The organism is Psychrobacillus sp. NEAU-3TGS (assembly GCF_029955155.1).
In the GTDB taxonomy this organism is placed as follows: domain Bacteria; phylum Bacillota; class Bacilli; order Bacillales_A; family Planococcaceae; genus Psychrobacillus.
In genome coordinates this window covers 281,831-301,038 of sequence record NZ_JAPNOZ010000011.1, presented here as the reverse complement: position 1 = coordinate 301,038, position 19,208 = coordinate 281,831, and the positions used below count along the sequence as shown (strand labels likewise).

Sequence of the window (19,208 nt, the reverse complement as noted above, 5' to 3'; positions counted from 1 at the left end):
GGAAAGAAGGGGAACCGCATGAAAGATGTAACTGGCCAGCGATTTTATTTAGTACGAGAGGATGTTTTAACCGAAGCAATGCAAAAAACTTTGGAAGCAAAGCATCTTCTCCAATCTGGAAAAGTATCTTCGATTTGGGATGCAGTAAAGGAAGTAGATTTATCCCGAAGTGCTTTTTACAAATATCGTGATGCGGTTTTTCCGTTCCATTCGATTGTTCAAGAACGCATATTAACGGTATTTTTACAGTTAGAAGATCGAGAGGGAACCCTTGCAAGGTTACTTCAACTTGTAGCAGGGTCATCGATTAATATACTTACGATTCATCAAACGATACCGATTCAAGGAAGAGCTAGCGTTACATTATCTCTAGATGTAACCGCAATGACGAAAGAATTAGATGAGTTTTTAAATGAAATGAAGCGACTAGATTTTGTAGAATCAGCAGAAGTGATTAGCTCCGGCGCATTATAAGAAAAGCGCAAGCGCCTATGTCTGCCTCGACAGGCAAATGTTCTTTCCCCAAAGAAGTTGCACTTTGACTTCATTGGGGAAAGGTTATTTGACCCCGAGAGGCAAGGCGCTGGAGCTAGACAAAGAAAAGCGCTAGAGCTAGACATAAGGGGGATTTTGAATGGCAACTCAACAAGTGGCTTTCCTTGGACCGGAAGCTTCTTTTACCCATTTAGCATCGCAAGTTTTATTTCAACATGACAAGCTAGTACCGCTGCGGACGATACCAGAATGTATTGAAGCGGTTACAAGTGGAAAAGTTGATATTTCTGTCGTACCGATTGAAAATGCTTTAGAAGGCACCGTACCACTTACAATCGATTATTTATATCATGAAGCAAATGTCTCAGTTATTGCGGAAATACTCGCACCGATTCAACAACATTTAATGGTGCATCCATCTAATGCAAACAAATGGGAAGACATTCAGACAATCTATTCTCATCCACATGCATTAGCGCAATGTCATAAGTATTTGTCTTATCGATTTGGCAAAGTTCCGCTTGAACAATCGACTTCGACTGCAGCTGCTGCAAAGTATGTTTCGGAAAATAAACAGAATTGTATTGCGGCGATTGGAAATACTTCTGCTGCAACAGAATATGGCCTTCAAATTATGGAGCACAATATTCATGATTTTCATTTTAATCATACGAGATTTTTTGTACTCTCTAAAAAGAATGGTAGTATCGAACGAGCAGGTCATACAGAACAAGTAAAAACGACTATCATGCTTACATTGCCAAAAGATGATCGATCTGGCTCATTACATCAAGTGCTTTCTGTTTTTGCATGGAGAAAGCTCAATTTAAGTAAAATTGAGTCAAGACCATTGAAAACAGGACTGGGCCAATACTTTTTTATTATGGACATATTAGAAAATGATCAGGTTCCTATGATGCGAGGTGCTATGGAAGAGTTAGCGGCTCTAGGATGTGAAGTGAAGTCACTTGGATCTTACTATACATATGAAACAAAAGAATCTGCAGACTAATATACAATAGTTAAAACGCAAGGTAGAAAATAATCCATTTTCTGCCTTGCGTTTTTTAATATAAGACAATGTAAAGCTTTTTAAGAGTTGGTTGCTTTTATCGACAATTTGGTTGCTCTCATGCTGATTTAATTGCTTTCGATACGGAAATAGTTGCTTTCCATGACTGGTTGGTTGCCCTAATCCATTTATTAGATTTATATGTAATAGTGCCGCGGAAATCCAAGCGGTTACCACCGGGCGACGCAGTACCTTGTGCATCATTTCAGACTTTGTATGTGCTCATATTGGGGCAGTGGGCAAGGCACTGCCGTTTTTATGATTCTTCTATTAAATACCCTTTCTTCCTAAGTGCTTCTATACCTCGATTTAATACTTCCTCAGATGGGGCAGAAAGTAGGTGTAGGTGTATACCAGAAGTAAGTTCTAATAAAAATGAGGCTTCTGTTTCTCTCACTTTTTTTAAAAACATCTCTACATCATGGCGATTGGATACCATTATTGAAGAAGTAATTTCTCCGTATACTGGATGTTCTACTGTTACACTTTCTACTGTCACACCAACGTCTACAAGCGTTTGTAGCTCATCTTCTGAATCTTTTGATTGGTGATTACATGCCACTTTTTTTTGAACATATGCCCCAGCTTCTTTGTTTTGCATTAGCATATATCCTTGACTTGTCGAAACAATTGGAACATTCGTTGCTTTTAACAGCGTAATATCATTTACAATCACTTGTCGACTGACATTTGCTTGTTTGGCAAGATCTGAGCCCGTAACTGGTTGTTCTTGTTCTACTAAATAGGAAAGTATCCAATTTCTTCGTTCTGCACCTTTTAATTTTTTCAATAATAACTCCTCCCAACTTGCATAACGACCTAGCTTCTATTCATAAGTTTATCATGAAGGGAAGTGCTTTTCTAAAAAATCTGTGTCCAATTTAGGTAGTTGCACATAGTTTAAGGAGAAGGGAAGGAGGAAGACTGTGCAAATTCATATTGTCGAAAAAGGTGACACGCTATGGAAAATTTCACGAAGCTACGGTGTTTCTTTTGAAGAATTAAAAAGATTAAATGCACATCTCGCAAATCCGGAATACATCGTTCCGGGTATGAAGATATTTATTCCAGATACAAAAAACATGGAATCCGTCAATCATCCATATAGCGAGAATCGCCCAGTTAAAAAAGAAATGGTGAAGAAGGAGGAAATGAAGCCGCACGCTGTTCCACCAAAAGCTCAACAGGTACCACCGAAGGCACAACAAGTTCCGCCAAAAGCACAACAGATGCCACCGAAGGCACAGCCGGTACCGCCAAAAGCACAACAGGTACCACCCAAAGCTCAACCGGTGCAACCGGTCCCAATTGTACCACCGCCAGCACCACCTGTTAGACCGCAACCGATTCCATCTTATTCTTTGCCATATCACATGATGCCAGTTCCAGACTTAGATATGACCCCATCTCCACAAGGCTGGAGACTAGTGGAGTCAACATCTATTCATATTCAAGCAAATTTTACGGAGCGTGAAAAACCAGCACCGCCGCCGCCAGCACCACCAGTTCAACAAACGCAACCAATAGCGCAAGAGCCGTCCCCTGTATTCGAAGAAATGTATCCATGCCCGCCAGAACAAGATTTTTCCTATATGTACCCATGTATGTACCCACAAATGCATCCGGGTATGCACCCACATATGCAAGCACATTATGGTGGTTGCCCATGCGTCCAGATTTGTTATGTACCGGTATATCCATGCCCACCATACCACCATCACCACCACTTTTAATAGTGAGTTATTATATTAAACAAATTAAAAAAAACGTATGGAAATGGAGAAATGAAAACGGGGTATTTTCTGTTAAGAAATATCCTTCGGAACAACAGGCGGAAAAAATTCGTTTTATTCACGACAAATTACAATATATAGAAGATCCTTTTGTCTTGCCGGTAGTAGAATCTCCTCAACTGGATTTCATTATACAACCATGGTTTCAAGGGACACATACTGTAAATTACAGTAATGAGGAAGATCGGAAAGCCGTATACTCACTTCTTACTCGTTTGCATGAAACGAAAAAAATAATTGATTGGGAAGATAGCAAGGTTCTTTATGCATTTAATTTAATATCTAAATGGCAAAATCGTTTATTAAAAATGAAAGAAATTTCTTTTTTCGTTGAATCCTTGATAGGTGTTAACAACACGAAAATACTATTGATGTATGGTGATATGGCGTTAAAAGATATGAAACCATTCGACATGAGGGACCGGACATTATTGCATGGAGATGTTGTACATCATAACTTCTTATCGGACGGTTCTGCTTATAAAATAATTGATTTTGATCTTGCCGTAATTGGACCAAAAGAGATGGAAAGTATTTTGTGGATGCATCGTGTCTTATCGGAAATAGATTATGATATTCATTTTTTAATGAATGAATTCCCCATGCTCGAAAAAATCGTGCGTCAGCATAAAGAGGCGATGATGTATCCGAATGAATTGTATAGAGAGTGGTTATATGCCTTCGCGTTACCTGTAGAACGAAAACAAAAGTTTATCGAACAGTTAGTACCATATACGAACAAAGCGTTAACGGAATGGCCTAATTTATGCTATAATTTGAGTAAGCTTTGAGTCAAATCTAGTTGGAGTTGGTCGCTCGTTTTAAGAGCGGCCTTCTTTGTTTGTACATTCTGACTCCAGCACCTAGTCTGTAGAATGTGTTCATCTAAGACAAAGGCTTTTGCTTTGGAGCATTATGGTATACTAGATGTATTGATTGTGAGGGATTTAAGTATGTATGATTACATAAAAGGACAGGTTACACGAGTGACGCCTGAGTATGTTGTGTTGGAGCAGCAAGGGATAGGATATCAGCTATTTACGCCAAATCCATTTGCTTTTAGAAAGAGTGAAGAAATAATTCAAGTATTTACTCATTTTCATGTGCGAGAAGATGCGCAACAGTTAATGGGTTTTTCAAACTTAGCGCAGCGAGAGTTGTTTCGAAAGCTTATTCTCGTTTCTGGAATTGGGCCTAAAGGAGCGCTTGCCATATTAGCAAGTGGTGAACCGACGCATGTCATTCACGCAATTGAACGAGAAGATGAGACATTTTTAGTGAAGTTCCCGGGTGTAGGAAAGAAAACAGCTCGTCAAATGATCTTAGACTTAAAAGGAAAATTACATGATCTCATCGATTTGGAGCAAATCGAATTTATAGACGATGAACCGACATTATTTGTGGATAGCACTGCCGACCATGAACTAGAAGAAGCTATGCTTGCACTTACAGCACTTGGCTATTCTGAACGCGAATTATCCAAAGTTCGTCCGAAGTTAAAAGACAACAAAGAACTTCAAACAACTGATGAATTTATGAAAAAAGCATTGCAATTATTATTTTCTGGGAAATAAGTAAGGCGCAAGTCTATGTCGCTAAAACTGGATAATAAAGAAGGGAGATTCTTGGCATGACGGAACGTGTGATTTCGAGCGAGATTTCTAATTATGATGAACCGTATGAGCAATCGCTTCGTCCACAATTATTAAAACAATATATTGGACAAGATAAGATAAAACATAACCTAGAGATTTTCATTGAAGCAGCAAAAATGAGAAGCGAGAGTTTGGATCACTGTCTTTTGTATGGACCTCCAGGACTTGGTAAAACCACACTTGCCTCCGTTATCGCGAACGAAATGGACGTTCAAATTCGGATGACAAGCGGGCCCGCAATTGAGCGACCTGGTGATTTAGCGGCTATCGTTAGCTCGCTTGAACCGGGAGATGTATTATTTATCGATGAAATACATCGGCTGAATCGTTCCATTGAAGAAGTGCTATACCCTGCAATGGAGGATTTTTGTTTAGATATTGTAGTAGGAAAAGGTCCAGCGGCAAGAAGTGTTCGGTTAGATTTGCCACCATTTACGCTAATCGGTGCAACAACAAGAGCTGGTTCACTATCAGCTCCACTTAGGGACCGCTTCGGTGTTTTGCTGAGATTGGATTATTATGATGAACATGCATTAACGTCGATTGTTGAAAGAAGCGCAGAATTATTCAATGCTTCTATTGACTATGAATCTGCTGGTGAAATTGCAAGACGCTCGAGAGGGACGCCTCGTATTGCAAACCGTTTATTAAAGCGGGTCCGTGATTATGCACAAGTACGCGGCAATGGTCATATTTCATTAAATCTAGCAACAGAAGCACTGGAGCTACTTCAAGTGGATCCACGGGGATTAGACCATATCGATCATAAGCTATTAATGGCTATGATTGAAAGGTTCAGAGGTGGCCCTGTTGGCTTAGATACGATTGCAGCAAGCATTGGAGAAGAATCGACAACGATAGAAGATGTGTACGAGCCTTATTTATTGCAAATTGGGTTTATACAACGATCTCCTAGGGGAAGAATAGTAACGCCATCTGCTTACGAGCATTTAGGAATGCCGTTACCGATAGAAAGAAACGACTGATAAAGGATGTACGCCATATGAGAGTAGAAGATTTTGATTTTGATTTACCAGAAGAACTGATTGCACAAACGCCATTACTTGATCGGACCAGTAGCAAGCTATTAATCGCTGATTATCCCAAGAAGACATTTACGCACACCCACTTCTCTGCTATCTTGGATGAGTTAAACGAAGGGGATTGTCTCGTGTTAAACGATACGAAGGTAATGCCTGCTCGTTTAATGGGAGTGAAGGAAGAGACTGGTGCAAACGTAGAAGTACTGTTATTGACACAAATTGAAGGGGATCATTGGGAGACGCTTGTTAAACCAGCAAAGCGTGTTAAGATAGGGACGACTATTGTATTCGGTGATGGTCTACTGCGTGCAGTCTGTACCGAGATAAAAGAGCATGGCGGACGTATTTTCCGTTTTGAATATGACGGTGTGTTTTTTGAAGTATTGGACCAACTTGGTGAAATGCCTTTGCCACCATATATTCATGAAAAGCTGGAAAACAAAGATCGTTATCAAACAGTTTATGCGAAAGAACAAGGTTCGGCCGCGGCACCAACAGCTGGACTTCATTTTACTGAAAACTTATTAGAGGAAATTCAAGCAAAAGGTGTTAAAATAGCATTTGTGACACTTCATGTAGGACTTGGAACTTTCCGTCCTGTAAGTGTGGATTCTATCGATGATCATGAAATGCATTCGGAATTTTATCGTCTGTCGAAAGAAACTGCAAATACGATAAATGAAGTGAGAGCAGCAGGTGGAAAAATCGTTGCAGTAGGAACTACTTCTACCAGAACGCTTGAAACAGTTGCAACTAAGTTTGATGGAGTATTGCAGGAAGATAGTGGATGGACATCTATATTCATCTATCCAGGATATGAATTTAAATGTATTGATGGAATGATTACTAATTTTCATTTGCCGAAGTCAACGCTTGTAATGCTTGTGAGCGCACTTACTTCAAGAGACTTCATATTGTCAGCATACAAAGAAGCGGTTGATTTGCGCTACCGATTTTTTAGTTTTGGAGATGCAATGTTTATAAAAGGAAGGAATTATTAAATGTCAGCAATTACGTACGAATTAATAAAAAAAGATAAACAAACTGGCGCTCGTCTAGGTATCGTGCATACGCCACATGGTTCGTTTGAAACGCCAACGTTTATGCCTGTAGGAACACAAGCTACAGTAAAGACGATGGCACCAGAAGAAATAAAAGAGATGAAAGCAGGTATTATATTAAGTAATACGTATCACCTATGGCTTCGTCCAGGACATGATATCATTCGAGAAGCAGGCGGACTGCATAAATTTATGAACTGGGATCGCGCTATTTTAACCGATTCTGGTGGATTCCAAGTATTTAGTTTAAGTGATATGCGTAAAATTGAAGAAGAAGGTGTTCACTTCCGCAATCATTTAAATGGGGATAAATTATTTTTAAGTCCCGAAAAATCAATGGAAATTCAAAATGCATTAGGTTCAGATATTATGATGGCATTTGATGAATGCCCGCCGTATCCAGCTAGCTTTGAATATATGAAAGCATCTGTAGAGCGTACATCTCGTTGGGCCGAGCGTTGTTTAACAGCGCATACAAATACGGATAAACAAGGTTTATTTGGAATTATCCAAGGTGGGGAATACGAGGAGTTACGTCGCCAATCTGCACAAGATTTAATTTCGATGGATTTCCCAGGATATGCGATTGGGGGGTTATCGGTCGGCGAGCCAAAAGATGTGATGAATCGTGTGCTTGACTTCACCACGCCTTTAATGCCTGACAACAAGCCGCGTTATTTGATGGGGGTTGGTTCTCCGGACTCGTTAATAGATGGCTCTATTCGCGGTGTAGATATGTTTGACTGTGTGTTACCGACTCGTATAGCTCGTAATGGTACATTTATGACATCGAAAGGTCGTTTAGTTATTAAAGGAGCGGCATTTGCTCGCGACTTTGGACCGATTGATGAAAAGTGTGATTGCTACACTTGTAAAAACTATTCAAGAGCGTATATTCGCCATTTGTTTAAAGCGGATGAAACATTTGGACTTCGTTTAGCTTCGTACCATAATCTTCATTTCTTAATGAAACTAATGGAAAATGTACGACAAGCAATCCGTGAAGATCGTTTACTAGATTTCAAAGAAGAATTTTTTGAAGAATATGGGTATAATAAACCAAATGCAAAAAACTTCTGATTCTTGTATACTAGAAAGAGGTAAGAAGGAGGGGAATTAATTTATGGATTTAGTTGGCTTATTACCGATAGTTGCGATGTTTGCAGTGATGTGGTTTTTCATCATTCGCCCAGCACAAAAACGTCAAAAAACTACAGCACAAATGCAAAATAGTCTAAAACGTGGAGATCAAATCATTACAGTTGGTGGTTTACACGGGAAGATAGATGCAGTGGATGATCAAACAATCTTCGTAGTAGTTGCAGATGGTACTCGTTTACAATTCGAGCGCGTTGCAGTTGGACGAGTTGTATCAGAAGCAAAATAAAAGTAAAAGAACTTACTCAAAATATATGAGTAAGTTCTTTTTTTTCTGGGCACAGTAAGGATGAGGTGATTATGTGCAAGATATACTTATCATCGTGCTACGTACGATTATGCTATATTGGATTATACTAGGTATTCTACGAATAATGGGAAAAAGAGAAGTCGGAGAGCTAAGTATTTTCGATTTGGTCGTTTTTTTATTAATAGCCGAGGTTGGTGCCTTTGCTTTAGATGATCCACATAGCAACTTTATTCATGCGTTAGTGCCAATGGTTATTTTATTGATTATACAAATTGGTGTTTCTTATTTTTCATTAAAAAGTAAAAAGTTTCGAGACGCTATGGAAGGTGAACCTTCGATTATTATGAAAGAAGGGATTATCAATGAAAAGGAAATGCGAAAGCAACGATATAATTTAGATGATTTATTGCAACAATTACGTGAACAGCAAATTGGATCTATCCGATCTGTTTCATATGCATTTTTAGAGCCTTCTGGAAATTTATCCGTATTTAAAAAAGAAGAAGAACAATACGTTTTTCCGCTTATTATAGATGGAGATGTCCAGCAAGAGCACTTAGAAAGAATCGGAAAAAGTGAAAAATGGCTAATGGAAGAGCTAGAAAAGCAATCAATCAAAAGTGTAGAAAAGATATTTTACTGCAGCTATGAAGAAGATGCGCTTTATATACAGCTTAAAACTTCCTTTTAGTTGTTCGAGCTATTTTAAGAATCACGGCTATTTCTTTTCGCTTTATCTGTCTAGATAAAACTAAACCAATTGTTAAAAATAGTAATGTGTACAAGCAATCGACTATCAAGGATTGATCGCCAATAGGAAACAGAAGTGGTCTTGCAATAATAGTGATTAAAAAAACAGCGTAAGGTAGCACAAAAAATGAGAAACCAATTTGTGCTTCTTTTTTTTCTTTCAAAGAAGCGATATGTAAAAACGACGTGATTAATACGCCAAAACCAATCGCAACAATAGCCCCTTTTTCCTGAATAGAAACCTGTGATGCTAGAAAAAACAATAACAATAATTTACCAACGCCGCCATATAATGAATTTAAAAAGGCGGCTTTTGAATTATCTAATGCTTGTAGGATAGAAAATAACGGACTTTGAATATAGTAAAAGAAAAAAATTGGTGCCAATATTTTCATGTAAACAGTGGAATCCTCTACATGAAAAAGAGTCGATACTAACTCACCACCATGCAGATAAAACAATGTGGCAGCATAACAGCCAGTTAATGTTGAAAATTTTAACGATAAATGTATTCGTTCTTTTAAAAGAGAATGATCTCTTCTTGCAAATGCATCGCTTACAGCTGGTATTAATACGATGGAAAGCGCATATGGAATGAAAGAAGGAAACAGTAATAACGGTATTAATACTCCAGAAATGACCCCATATAATGTAGTTGCGGCAATACTTGTAACACCTGTTACAGCGAGAGCTTTGATGAAAATAATCGGCTCTAAGAACCAAGTGAAAGATCCGAATAATCGACTCCCTGAAGATGGTAGAGCAATCGAGAATATTGGGGATAGTGGATAATGCTTTTTCTCTTTTTCATAATGTTGCTTTGCTTTCCATTTATTATACTTCCATTGCAAATAGAGTAACGAAGCAACTTCAGCAAGTAATGTCATACACATTGCATAGGCTGCTGCTTCTTGAGGTGTAGAGGAAGTGAGTAATAATGGTAACAAAAAGGTGATGAGCAAAATTCGAATAATTTGTTCCAACAATTGTGCTACAGCTGTTTCTTCTAAACGAGCAATACCCTGGAAAAATCCTTTAATAACGCCACTTGCAGCTGCGAATGGTACAATCGCAATCGATACATACAAAGTCATCGTAATAGCATCGTTCTTCAATAACTCACCAGAAATAAAAGGCGTGACAAATAAAAAAAATGGTGTAAAAATTAGGATAGAAATAACGGTAATAATTACAGAAGTCCGCATGACGGTGAAATACTTTGAAATTGCATTTCGCGTACGTAATTCAGCAATTATTTTAGCAATGGCAATTGGGATTCCTAGTTGAATGAGCGACAAGAAAAAGATAAAAGCTGGGTATGCAGTCATATAAATCCCAACTGCCTCTTCGCCCGTTAACCGGACAAATTGCATTCGATAAATAAATCCTAGAAACTTAGACAAAAAAATGGAAAGCATTAACACGAGAGAACCTTTTAAAAAAGTCGACAAATAAACACTTCCTTCTCAAATACAGGAACATAGTTTACAATAACAATATGCTTCAAGTCTCGTATATTATTCGTTAAAGGGGTGCGGTATTTTGGAAAACAAATATGAAGATATTTATACGCACGTGCTACCTGCTTTAGAAAGTAAAAAAAGTGAATTTGAAGTGTATCAATATGCCACAGTTTTGGAAAATGATATTTGGAAATATTGTGTGTCTAAAAAATGGCGTAAAAAAGACATTGCTAAATTGCCTTTATACCAAATTGTTAATGATATACTTTCTGTGTCACCAGCAGAATATATGACGTATGAACAAATTGATCATTTTAAAACGGAAAATTGGTTCTCTGAGATCAATCAAGAAGAACTTCAACTATTATTAAAGCCAAAAAATGTCGATGCATAAGTAACCGTTATTTGACAGTGAGCGCATCGTGTTTCATAATAAACTTGTTGCGTTTTTTTGAGGAGGAACATACATATGAAAACTAGAGGGCGTATAGTTGCGTTTTTATTACTCTTAGTTATTTTTGCAGGGACAATCAGTCCTACTGTTAGTGGAGTATTAAATAATATTAAACTTGGATTGGACTTACAAGGTGGATTTGAAGTTCTTTATCAAGTGGAGCCTTTAAAAGATGGTCAAAAGATAACGGATGAAGTGGTAACAGCTACTGCATCTGCTCTTAGGAACCGAATTGATGTATTAGGTGTAAGTGAGCCTAGTATTCAAATCGAAGACGGTCATCGTATTCGCGTTCAGCTTGCTGGAGTGGAGGATCAGAACTCGGCAAGGGAACTTCTTTCTACACAGGCGAATCTAACTTTCCGTGATTCAGAAGATAATATTATGCTGGATGGGGCAGATTTAAAAGAAGGTGGAGCAAAGGATGCTTTTAATCAACAAGGGCAACCGATTGTTACATTAGAATTAAAAGATGCTAATAAATTCGCAGAGGTTACTTCTGAAATAGCTGCAAAACCTGCACCAGATAATGTTCTAGTTATTTGGTTGGATTTTGAAGAGGGTGTAGATTCTTACGCAAAAGAAGTGCTAAAAGAAAAACCTAAATTTACATCGAATCCAAGAGTCTCTCAGCGAATTAGTTCAGATAGCGTAGAAATTTCTGGTTCGTTTACTGTACAGGAAACAAAAGATTTAGCTGGAATACTAAATGCAGGAGCATTACCTGTACATTTGGATGAAATCTATTCTACATCAGTTGGGGCGCAGTTTGGGTCACAAGCATTAAGTAGTACAATATTAGCTGGAATTATTGGGGTTGCCGCAATCTTTATTTTCATGCTTTTCTACTACCGCCTACCAGGTTTAATAGCAGTAATTTCACTAGTTGTTTACATTTTCTTAATCCTTGTAGTATTTGATTGGATTAACGGTGTATTAACACTTCCAGGGATCGCAGCGATCGTCCTAGGAGTAGGTATGGCTGTAGATGCCAATATCCTCACATATGAGCGTATAAGGGAAGAGTTACGGGTTGGTAAATCTGTCAAAAAAGCTTTTGATACTGGAGCAAAAGAAGCTTTCACAGCTATCTTTGATGCGAATATCACTACTCTACTAGCAGCGGCAGTATTATTCTATTTTGGGACAAGCTCTGTTAAGGGATTTGCAACTTTACTGATTATCAGTATTATCGTAGTTTTCATTACAGCAGTTTGGGCTTCTAGAATATTATTGGGGTTACTTGTACACAGTGGTTTCTTCGATAATAAGCCGGGTTGGTTTGGTATTCCTAAGAAACGAATACATGCTCCTGAAGAGGAAGTAGATACACTCGATTTAACTACTAAGTTTGACCGTATAGATTTTGTGCACACTCGTAAAGTTTTCTATATTTTATCGATTGCATTAACGGTTGCAGGGATTATTCTCTTAAGTACGTTAAAATTGAACTTAGGAATCGATTTCTCGAAAGGTACTCGAGTAGAGCTTCAATCGAACGAGACCTTAACGAAAGAGTTTGTTGCTGGGAAAATTGCTGATATTGGTTTACCTTCGGAAGATATCGTTCTTTCCGGAGAAAAAAGTAATATTGCAGTAATTCGTTATAAGCAAGACTTTTCACAAGAGGAAATAAAAACATTGAAAACGGAAATGAACGAACAGTTTGGTATAGATCCAAATGTAAATAGCGTATCTCCAACAGTAGGTAAAGAACTTGCTAAAAATGCAATAAAGGCACTCCTTATTGCAGCTTTAGGGATCGTGATATATGTAGCATTCCGTTTTGAATGGAGAATGGGCTTTGCGTCTATAGTTTCTTTATTACATGATGCATTCTTGATGGTTTCTATTTTCAGTATTTTACGTTTGGAAGTAGATATTACATTTATTGCTGCGGTCTTAACGATAGTCGGTTACTCAATTAATGACACGATTGTTACATTTGACCGAATTCGTGAGAACTTGCATCGTAGTAAAAAAATTACAACAGAAGAAGAGCTCGCGATTATTGTCAATAAATCATTAAGACAAACGCTTACTCGTTCTGTAAATACGGTATTAACTGTTATTTTAGTAACAGTAGCACTTCTAATATTTGGCGCAGAAGGAATTCGAAACTTCTCAATCGCTTTATTAATAGGATTAATCGCAGGTACGTATTCTTCCATCTTTATCGCAGCTCAATTATGGTACGATTTGAAAGCGAAAGAACTACGTAAAACAGGCGGCCTAGATGTAAAGAAAGAAGAGAAAAAATGGGGTTCTGATGAGCCTGTAGTTTAAGGTTTAACTATTTTCGGGAACAGGGTATATGTTATATATATTCTGTTCCTTTTTTATGTTGTGAAATTTGTGAAGATAGGCGTGTACACTTTTTTATGGTAAAGTAAAATACAAAAGGGGTGTCGAGATGAAGTTTCAATGGTCTTTATTATTCGGATTAATATTTGCAGTGGTTATTGCATTATTTGCGGTATATAATGTCGATGCTGTACCTGTCAATTATGTTTTTGGTACCGCTGACTGGCCCCTTATTTTAGTAATACTTGGCTCTGCACTACTAGGGGCTCTTTTAAGTGGGACCGTTGCAATCTATCGTTCTTTTATGCTATCAAGAAAAGTAAAACATCTTGAAAAAGAGCTAGAGAAGAAAGAGGCATCTATTAATGCTTTGCAAAATGAAATTGTTGTTCATCAAGAGAAATCACTAGAAGTAGTAGAAAAACCAATAGAAGTAAAAAATGATCTTACTTGAATCTGTAAAGGAGTTGTTCCAAAATGTTCTTTTGGAGACAACTCTTTTTTAAGTTATAATAGATTATAAGGAAGTGAGTATATGATCCAATCTCAAAAAAAGTGGAGTATTTCGAGACCAGACGAACAACTAGTTTCTGCACTAGAGCGTGAACTTTCCATCCCGAGTGTATGTGCCAAAGTGTTAGTATCTAGAGGTTTTGAAAGTGTAGAAGAGGCAAAAGAGTTTTTATATATAACGGAAGAACAGATACATAATCCATTTTTACTGACAGGAATGGATGCACTAGTAGCACGTGTTCATCAGGCAATAGATGCAGATGAGCGTATTATGGTGTATGGAGACTATGACGCAGACGGCATTACAAGTACGTCAGTTATGATGAAAACATTGGAGGCACTAGGTGCTGATGTATTGTTTAAGATTCCAAATCGTTTTATTGATGGTTACGGTCCTAGTGAAAGATTATTCAAAGAGGCATTTGATGAAGGAGTTACTTTAATCATTACAGTAGATAACGGCATTTCTGGCCATACAGCCATTCAATTTGCGAAAGATCTAGGAATGGATGTAATCGTAACAGATCACCACGAACCAGGAGAAACGTTGCCGGCAGCAGATATTATTATTCACCCAGGATTACAAGATACATTGTATCCATTCCCTCATTTGGCTGGTGTTGGGGTTGCTTTTAAAGTTGCACATGCTCTAATTGGTGAAATACCAAAAGAATTCTATTACTTAGTGGCAATCGGAACAATTGCGGATTTGGTTTCACTGACTGGAGAAAACCGCTATTTTGTCCAACAAGGAATAAAACAAATGCAAAGAACCGATTCTATTGCAATAGAGGCGCTTGCAAATGTGAGTGGTGCAGATATATCGTCGATTAATGAAGAAACGGTTGGTTTTATGTTTGGTCCACGCATTAATGCAGTAGGCAGATTAGGGGAGGCCGCACCTGGTGTTGAATTATTTTTAACGGAAGAACCGAATTATGCATTAGCGATTGCCAATATGTTAAATGAGAAAAATAAAGAAAGACAAGCAATCGTTAAAGAAATTACTGATGAAGCGGTGGAAATGATTGACGAAGCGAACGTGGTAGATGGCCCTAGTGTGATTGTCGTCGGAAAAAAAGAATGGAACCCTGGAGTACTAGGAATTGTAGCTTCCAAACTGGTAGAAAAATATTACCGACCTGCCATTGTCCTTGGCTTTGATGAAGAAAAGCAAATAGCAAAAGGTTCAGCTCGTAGTATTGAAGGTTTCCATATGTATAAAGAGATTGCAAAAAACAGCGACATCGTCCCGCATTTCGGCGGACACCCAATGGCAGCTGGTATGACTTTACCCTTGGAACACGTAGAAACGTTCCGTAATCGACTAAATGAACAGGCTAAAATAGTTCTAACTGAAGAGCAATTAGTTCCAATCGTTTCTATAGATGTTCCGTTAGAAATGGATGAAATTTCAACGGAATCTATAGAATCGTTAAAACAACTTGCTCCGTTTGGAATGGATTTTACAAAGCCAGTTTATTGTATAGAAAATGTAGAAGTTTCTTCTATACGTAAAATTGGGTCTGCTCAAAACCATATCAAAATGGAGCTGAAACAAGGAGCTACGTCATTAGATGCGATTGGATTTGGTAAAGGTGAACTAGCAGATGAAATTGCTCCTGCGACCAAACTATCATTTATAGGCGATTTGCAAATTAATGAATGGAATGGACGAAAAAAGCCACAGCTGATGATTCAAGATGCCAAAACAAATGAATGGCAGCTTTTTGATATTCGTGGAATACGTCAAGTGAATCGTTGGCTGCCTACGATATCCCTTGAACAAACTATTTTTGTTGCGTTCCATGAACAGACGATCGCTCACTATAGATCTGTCATCCCAAAAGATATATGGCTAAGCGCAGAATTGATGGAACAGCAAGTCCATGCTGAGTTTCTGACTATATTAGATTTGCCTTCTACTGAAAAAGAGCTAACTCAATTGCTAGATTACCAACAATGGCAAAGGATATATGCACATTTTTATGCAGATGAGTCTATTTATTTTGAAGGTTTACCGACACGAGAACAATTTAAGTGGTACTTCTCCTTTTTAGCAAAGCGCAAGACATTTGCATTAAAGCAGCATATACATGAATTATCTAAGCATACTGGCTGGAGCCCAAAAACAATTAATTTCATGTCAAAGGTGTTTTTTGAACTTAATTTTGTTAGAATAGAGGGTGGGTCGTTGGTTATGAATGATCATCTTGCTAAACAAGATTTATCAGAAGCACCAACGTATCAACAGCGTGCAAATGAAATTGAGCTTGAACAGAAGCTATTATATGCGCCATACATTGAACTGAAACAATGGTTTGAAGAGCGAAGAGCAGGGCAAACCGTTCCTGAGGAGGAGCAAAAATGGATTTAAAGCAATACGTAACAACTGTTGAAGATTGGCCAAAACCAGGTATTAGTTTTAAGGATATTACTACAATTATGGATAACGGGGAAGCATACAAATATGCAACCGACCAAATTGTAGAATATGCGAAAAAAGTAAATGCTGATATTATCGTTGGACCAGAAGCACGTGGATTTATCATCGGATGCCCGGTAGCATATTCACTTGGAATAGGTTTTGCTCCTGTCCGAAAAGAAGGAAAGCTTCCAAGAGAAGTGATTCGTGCAGAATATGGTTTAGAATACGGCAAAGATATTCTAACTATGCACAAAGATGCAGTAAAACCGGGACAACGTGTACTAATTGTCGATGATTTACTAGCAACTGGTGGTACAATTGACGCAACAATTCGCTTAGTAGAAGAACTGGGTGGAGTCGTAGTAGGATGTGCTTTCTTAATCGAACTTACATATCTGGAAGGACGAAAGAAGCTAAAAGATTACGATATTTGTACATTAATGCAGTACTAAATAAGGGCGGACTTTACAAGTCCCTCTTTTTTTTTATAGAATATAACTTATATATCATTTTTAGTTAAACGCATTGGCGTATTTGATAAATTTTAAACGAAATCAGGTGAGCACAGCATGGCAAAAGATCAAGTGAAGACAGCAGAAGATGTTTTCGACACACTTTCCACTTATATGAATGAAGAGCATGTGAATTTTGTGAAAAAGGCATATGAACTTGCAGAGCATGCCCATCGAGAACAGTTTCGTAACTCTGGTGAACCGTATATTTTACATCCCATCCAAGTAGCCGGAATCTTAGCTGATCTTCAGATGGATCCAGAAACCGTTGCAGCTGGTTTTCTACATGATGTGGTAGAAGATACCGAATATACACGAGAAGATATTGTCCGAGAGTTCAATGAAGAAGTTGCGCTTCTAGTAGATGGTGTAACTAAACTCGGCAAGATTAAATATATGTCCAAGGAAGAACAACAAGCAGAGAACCATCGTAAAATGTTTATCGCCATGGCACAAGATATCCGAATAATACTTATAAAGCTTGCGGATCGTTTACATAATATGCGTACGTTAAAACACTTACCTGAGGCTAAACAGCGTCGAATTTCCAATGAAACATTAGAAATTTTCGCACCATTAGCACATCGTCTAGGAATTTCTGCGGTGAAGTGGGAATTAGAAGATACGGCGTTACGTTACTTAAATCCACAGCAATATTACCGTATCGTTAACTTTATGAAGAAAAAACGTACGGAGCGTGAGGCTTACTTAAAGGATGTTATGAATGATATTCGTAAGCAACTGAATGAGATGGAAGTAGTCGCAGATGTATCAGGTCGACCAAAGCATATTTATAGTATTTATCGAAAAATGGTTGTACAACATAAACAGTTCAATGAAATTTATGATTTACTCGCAATGCGAATTATTGTCAAAAGCATAAAAGACTGCTATGCAGTTTTAGGGGTGATCCATACATTATGGAAACCAATGCCAGGACGATTCAAAGATTATATTGCAATGCCAAAGCAAAATTTGTACCAGTCTCTTCATACTACGGTTATTGGACCGAATGGAGATCCACTAGAAGTACAGATTCGTACAGAAGAGATGCATAATATTGCTGAATACGGGGTTGCAGCTCATTGGGCATATAAAGAAGGAAGAAAAGTAGAGGCGAATAAACAAACGATTGATTCCAAATTGACGTGGTTTAGAGAAATTCTCGAATTCCAGCAAGAATCTTCGAATGCAGAGGAATTTATGGAGTCCTTAAAATTCGATCTATTCTCCGATATGGTCTATGTGTTTACACCAAAAGGGGATGTTGTCGAGCTTCCAGCAGGATCAGTACCAATAGACTTCGCATATCGTGTACATTCCGAAGTTGGAAATAAAACAATTGGCACCAAAGTAAATGGTAAAATGGTTCCACTCGATACAAAGCTCAAAACAGGGGATATTATTGAAGTATTGACTTCCAAGCAATCCTTTGGGCCAAGTAAAGATTGGTTGAAAATTGCACAATCCTCCCAAGCAAAAAACAAAATCAAACAGTTCTTTAAGAAACAACTGCGAGATGAAAACATTATAAAAGGGAAAGAACAAGTAGAGAAAGAAATAAAAGCGCAAGAATTTGATATAAAAGAAGTACTAACCTCCGAAAATATTAAGCGGGTTTGTGAAAAATATGCTTTTGCAGGAGAAGAGGATTTATACGCAGCAGTTGGCTTTAATGGTATAACCGCACAGCAAGTAGTGAACCGTTTAGCTGAAAAAATGCGAAAAATTCGTGATCAAGAAGAAGCACTTGAAAAAATTACAACAGAAATGAAAGCACCTGTTACGAAGAGAACGACTGAATCAGGTGTTATTGTAAAAGGGATCGAGAATTTACTCATTCGTCTGTCTCGTTGCTGTAGTCCTGTCCCAGGAGATGAAATTGTAGGGTTTATCACGAAAGGCAGAGGTGTGTCTGTTCACCGTGCAGATTGTCCGAACTTACAAAGCGATGATGCGCACTCTAGAATTATTGAGGTCGAGTGGGAGCAATCGGATATACCGATGAAAAAAGAGTATCAAGTAGACATTGAAGTTTCCGGATTTGATCGACCAGGTCTATTAAACGAAGTCTTACAAGTGGTAAATGAATCGAAAACAAATATTGCAGCTGTAAATGGCAAAACGGACAATGACATAGCAAGTATCCATTTAACTATCCTGATTTCAAATATTGCCCATTTACACAAAGTAGCGGAGCGGATTAAACAGTTACCAGATGTCTATTCCGTTCAACGGATTATTAACTAAAGGAGTT

General features: G+C 38.0%; 18 protein-coding genes. 16 read left to right on the top strand and 2 right to left on the bottom strand.

The window, feature by feature from the left end; translation table 11 throughout:
- Positions 1-18 precede the first annotated feature (18 nt).
- Together OR571_RS14270 and pheA are read left to right on the top strand one after the other, a co-directional pair.
- Entirely contained in the window at positions 19-474 is a 456-nt protein-coding gene (locus OR571_RS14270) for an ACT domain-containing protein (RefSeq protein ID WP_282243688.1), read from the top strand.
- 160 nt (positions 475-634) lie between these two features.
- Complete coding sequence (gene pheA, locus OR571_RS14265; RefSeq protein WP_282243686.1) at positions 635-1,507, top strand: prephenate dehydratase; 873 nt, start codon at positions 635-637, stop codon at positions 1,505-1,507.
- A 316-nt stretch (positions 1,508-1,823) separates the two neighbouring features.
- Here pheA and OR571_RS14260 read toward each other — a convergent pair whose 3' ends face one another.
- Entirely contained in the window at positions 1,824-2,357 is a 534-nt protein-coding gene (locus OR571_RS14260; RefSeq protein ID WP_282243684.1) for a transcription repressor NadR, read from the bottom strand.
- Between the two features lie 136 nt (positions 2,358-2,493).
- Here OR571_RS14260 and OR571_RS14255 point away from each other — a divergent pair, with 136 nt between their 5' ends.
- The 8 genes from OR571_RS14255 (at position 2,494) to OR571_RS14220 (ending at position 9,218) form a co-directional block, all read left to right on the top strand.
- Positions 2,494-3,300, top strand: a complete 807-nt coding sequence (locus OR571_RS14255; protein ID WP_282243682.1) for a LysM peptidoglycan-binding domain-containing protein — start codon at positions 2,494-2,496, stop codon at positions 3,298-3,300.
- On the top strand, positions 3,234-4,151 hold the full coding sequence (locus OR571_RS14250; RefSeq protein ID WP_282243680.1) for an aminoglycoside phosphotransferase family protein: 918 nt from the start codon (positions 3,234-3,236) through the stop codon (positions 4,149-4,151). The genes OR571_RS14255 and OR571_RS14250 overlap by 67 nt, the downstream gene beginning before the upstream one ends.
- 162 nt (positions 4,152-4,313) lie before the next feature.
- Complete coding sequence (gene ruvA, locus OR571_RS14245) at positions 4,314-4,934, top strand: Holliday junction branch migration protein RuvA (RefSeq protein WP_282243678.1); 621 nt, start codon at positions 4,314-4,316, stop codon at positions 4,932-4,934.
- Positions 4,935-4,990: 56 nt separating this feature from the next.
- On the top strand, positions 4,991-6,001 hold the full coding sequence (ruvB, locus tag OR571_RS14240) for a Holliday junction branch migration DNA helicase RuvB (protein WP_282243676.1): 1,011 nt from the start codon (positions 4,991-4,993) through the stop codon (positions 5,999-6,001).
- Between the two features lie 17 nt (positions 6,002-6,018).
- Positions 6,019-7,059 (top strand): tRNA preQ1(34) S-adenosylmethionine ribosyltransferase-isomerase QueA, encoded by a 1,041-nt coding sequence (queA, locus tag OR571_RS14235; RefSeq protein WP_282243673.1) that lies wholly within the window; start codon positions 6,019-6,021, stop codon positions 7,057-7,059.
- The gene (tgt, locus tag OR571_RS14230) at positions 7,060-8,199 is read left to right on the top strand and encodes a tRNA guanosine(34) transglycosylase Tgt (protein ID WP_282243671.1); all 1,140 of its coding nucleotides are present in this window, start codon (positions 7,060-7,062) and stop codon (positions 8,197-8,199) included.
- 43 nt (positions 8,200-8,242) lie between these two features.
- Positions 8,243-8,506 carry a preprotein translocase subunit YajC gene (yajC, locus tag OR571_RS14225; RefSeq protein ID WP_282243669.1) on the top strand — a complete coding sequence of 88 codons (264 nt, stop codon included), beginning with the start codon at positions 8,243-8,245 and terminating at the stop codon, positions 8,504-8,506.
- Positions 8,507-8,579: 73 nt separating this feature from the next.
- The gene (locus OR571_RS14220; RefSeq protein ID WP_282243667.1) at positions 8,580-9,218 is read left to right on the top strand and encodes a DUF421 domain-containing protein; all 639 of its coding nucleotides are present in this window, start codon (positions 8,580-8,582) and stop codon (positions 9,216-9,218) included.
- Here OR571_RS14220 and OR571_RS14215 read toward each other — a convergent pair.
- A complete protein-coding gene (locus tag OR571_RS14215; RefSeq protein WP_282243663.1) occupies positions 9,202-10,728 on the bottom strand; it encodes an oligosaccharide flippase family protein in 1,527 nt (508 codons plus the stop codon). The two genes, OR571_RS14220 and OR571_RS14215, sit on opposite strands and share 17 nt — an antisense overlap.
- Positions 10,729-10,819: 91 nt before the next feature.
- Between OR571_RS14215 and OR571_RS14210 the strand changes: the two genes are divergently transcribed.
- From OR571_RS14210 to OR571_RS14185, 6 genes are all read left to right on the top strand, one after another.
- Positions 10,820-11,134: a post-transcriptional regulator gene (locus OR571_RS14210; protein WP_282243661.1), complete on the top strand. Its 315-nt coding sequence runs from the start codon at positions 10,820-10,822 to the stop codon at positions 11,132-11,134.
- Between the two features lie 75 nt (positions 11,135-11,209).
- The gene (secDF, locus tag OR571_RS14205; RefSeq protein WP_282243658.1) at positions 11,210-13,480 is read left to right on the top strand and encodes a protein translocase subunit SecDF; all 2,271 of its coding nucleotides are present in this window, start codon (positions 11,210-11,212) and stop codon (positions 13,478-13,480) included.
- 127 nt (positions 13,481-13,607) lie between these two features.
- A complete protein-coding gene (locus OR571_RS14200; RefSeq protein ID WP_282243656.1) occupies positions 13,608-13,952 on the top strand; it encodes a LapA family protein in 345 nt (114 codons plus the stop codon).
- A gap of 81 nt (positions 13,953-14,033) precedes the next feature.
- Positions 14,034-16,388: a single-stranded-DNA-specific exonuclease RecJ gene (gene recJ / locus OR571_RS14195; RefSeq protein ID WP_282243654.1), complete on the top strand. Its 2,355-nt coding sequence runs from the start codon at positions 14,034-14,036 to the stop codon at positions 16,386-16,388.
- Positions 16,379-16,891, top strand: coding sequence for an adenine phosphoribosyltransferase (locus tag OR571_RS14190; RefSeq protein ID WP_142538609.1), 513 nt, complete (start codon positions 16,379-16,381; stop codon positions 16,889-16,891). The genes recJ and OR571_RS14190 overlap by 10 nt, the downstream gene beginning before the upstream one ends.
- 117 nt (positions 16,892-17,008) lie before the next feature.
- A complete protein-coding gene (locus OR571_RS14185; RefSeq protein ID WP_282243651.1) occupies positions 17,009-19,201 on the top strand; it encodes a RelA/SpoT family protein in 2,193 nt (730 codons plus the stop codon).
- Positions 19,202-19,208: the final 7 nt, after the last annotated feature.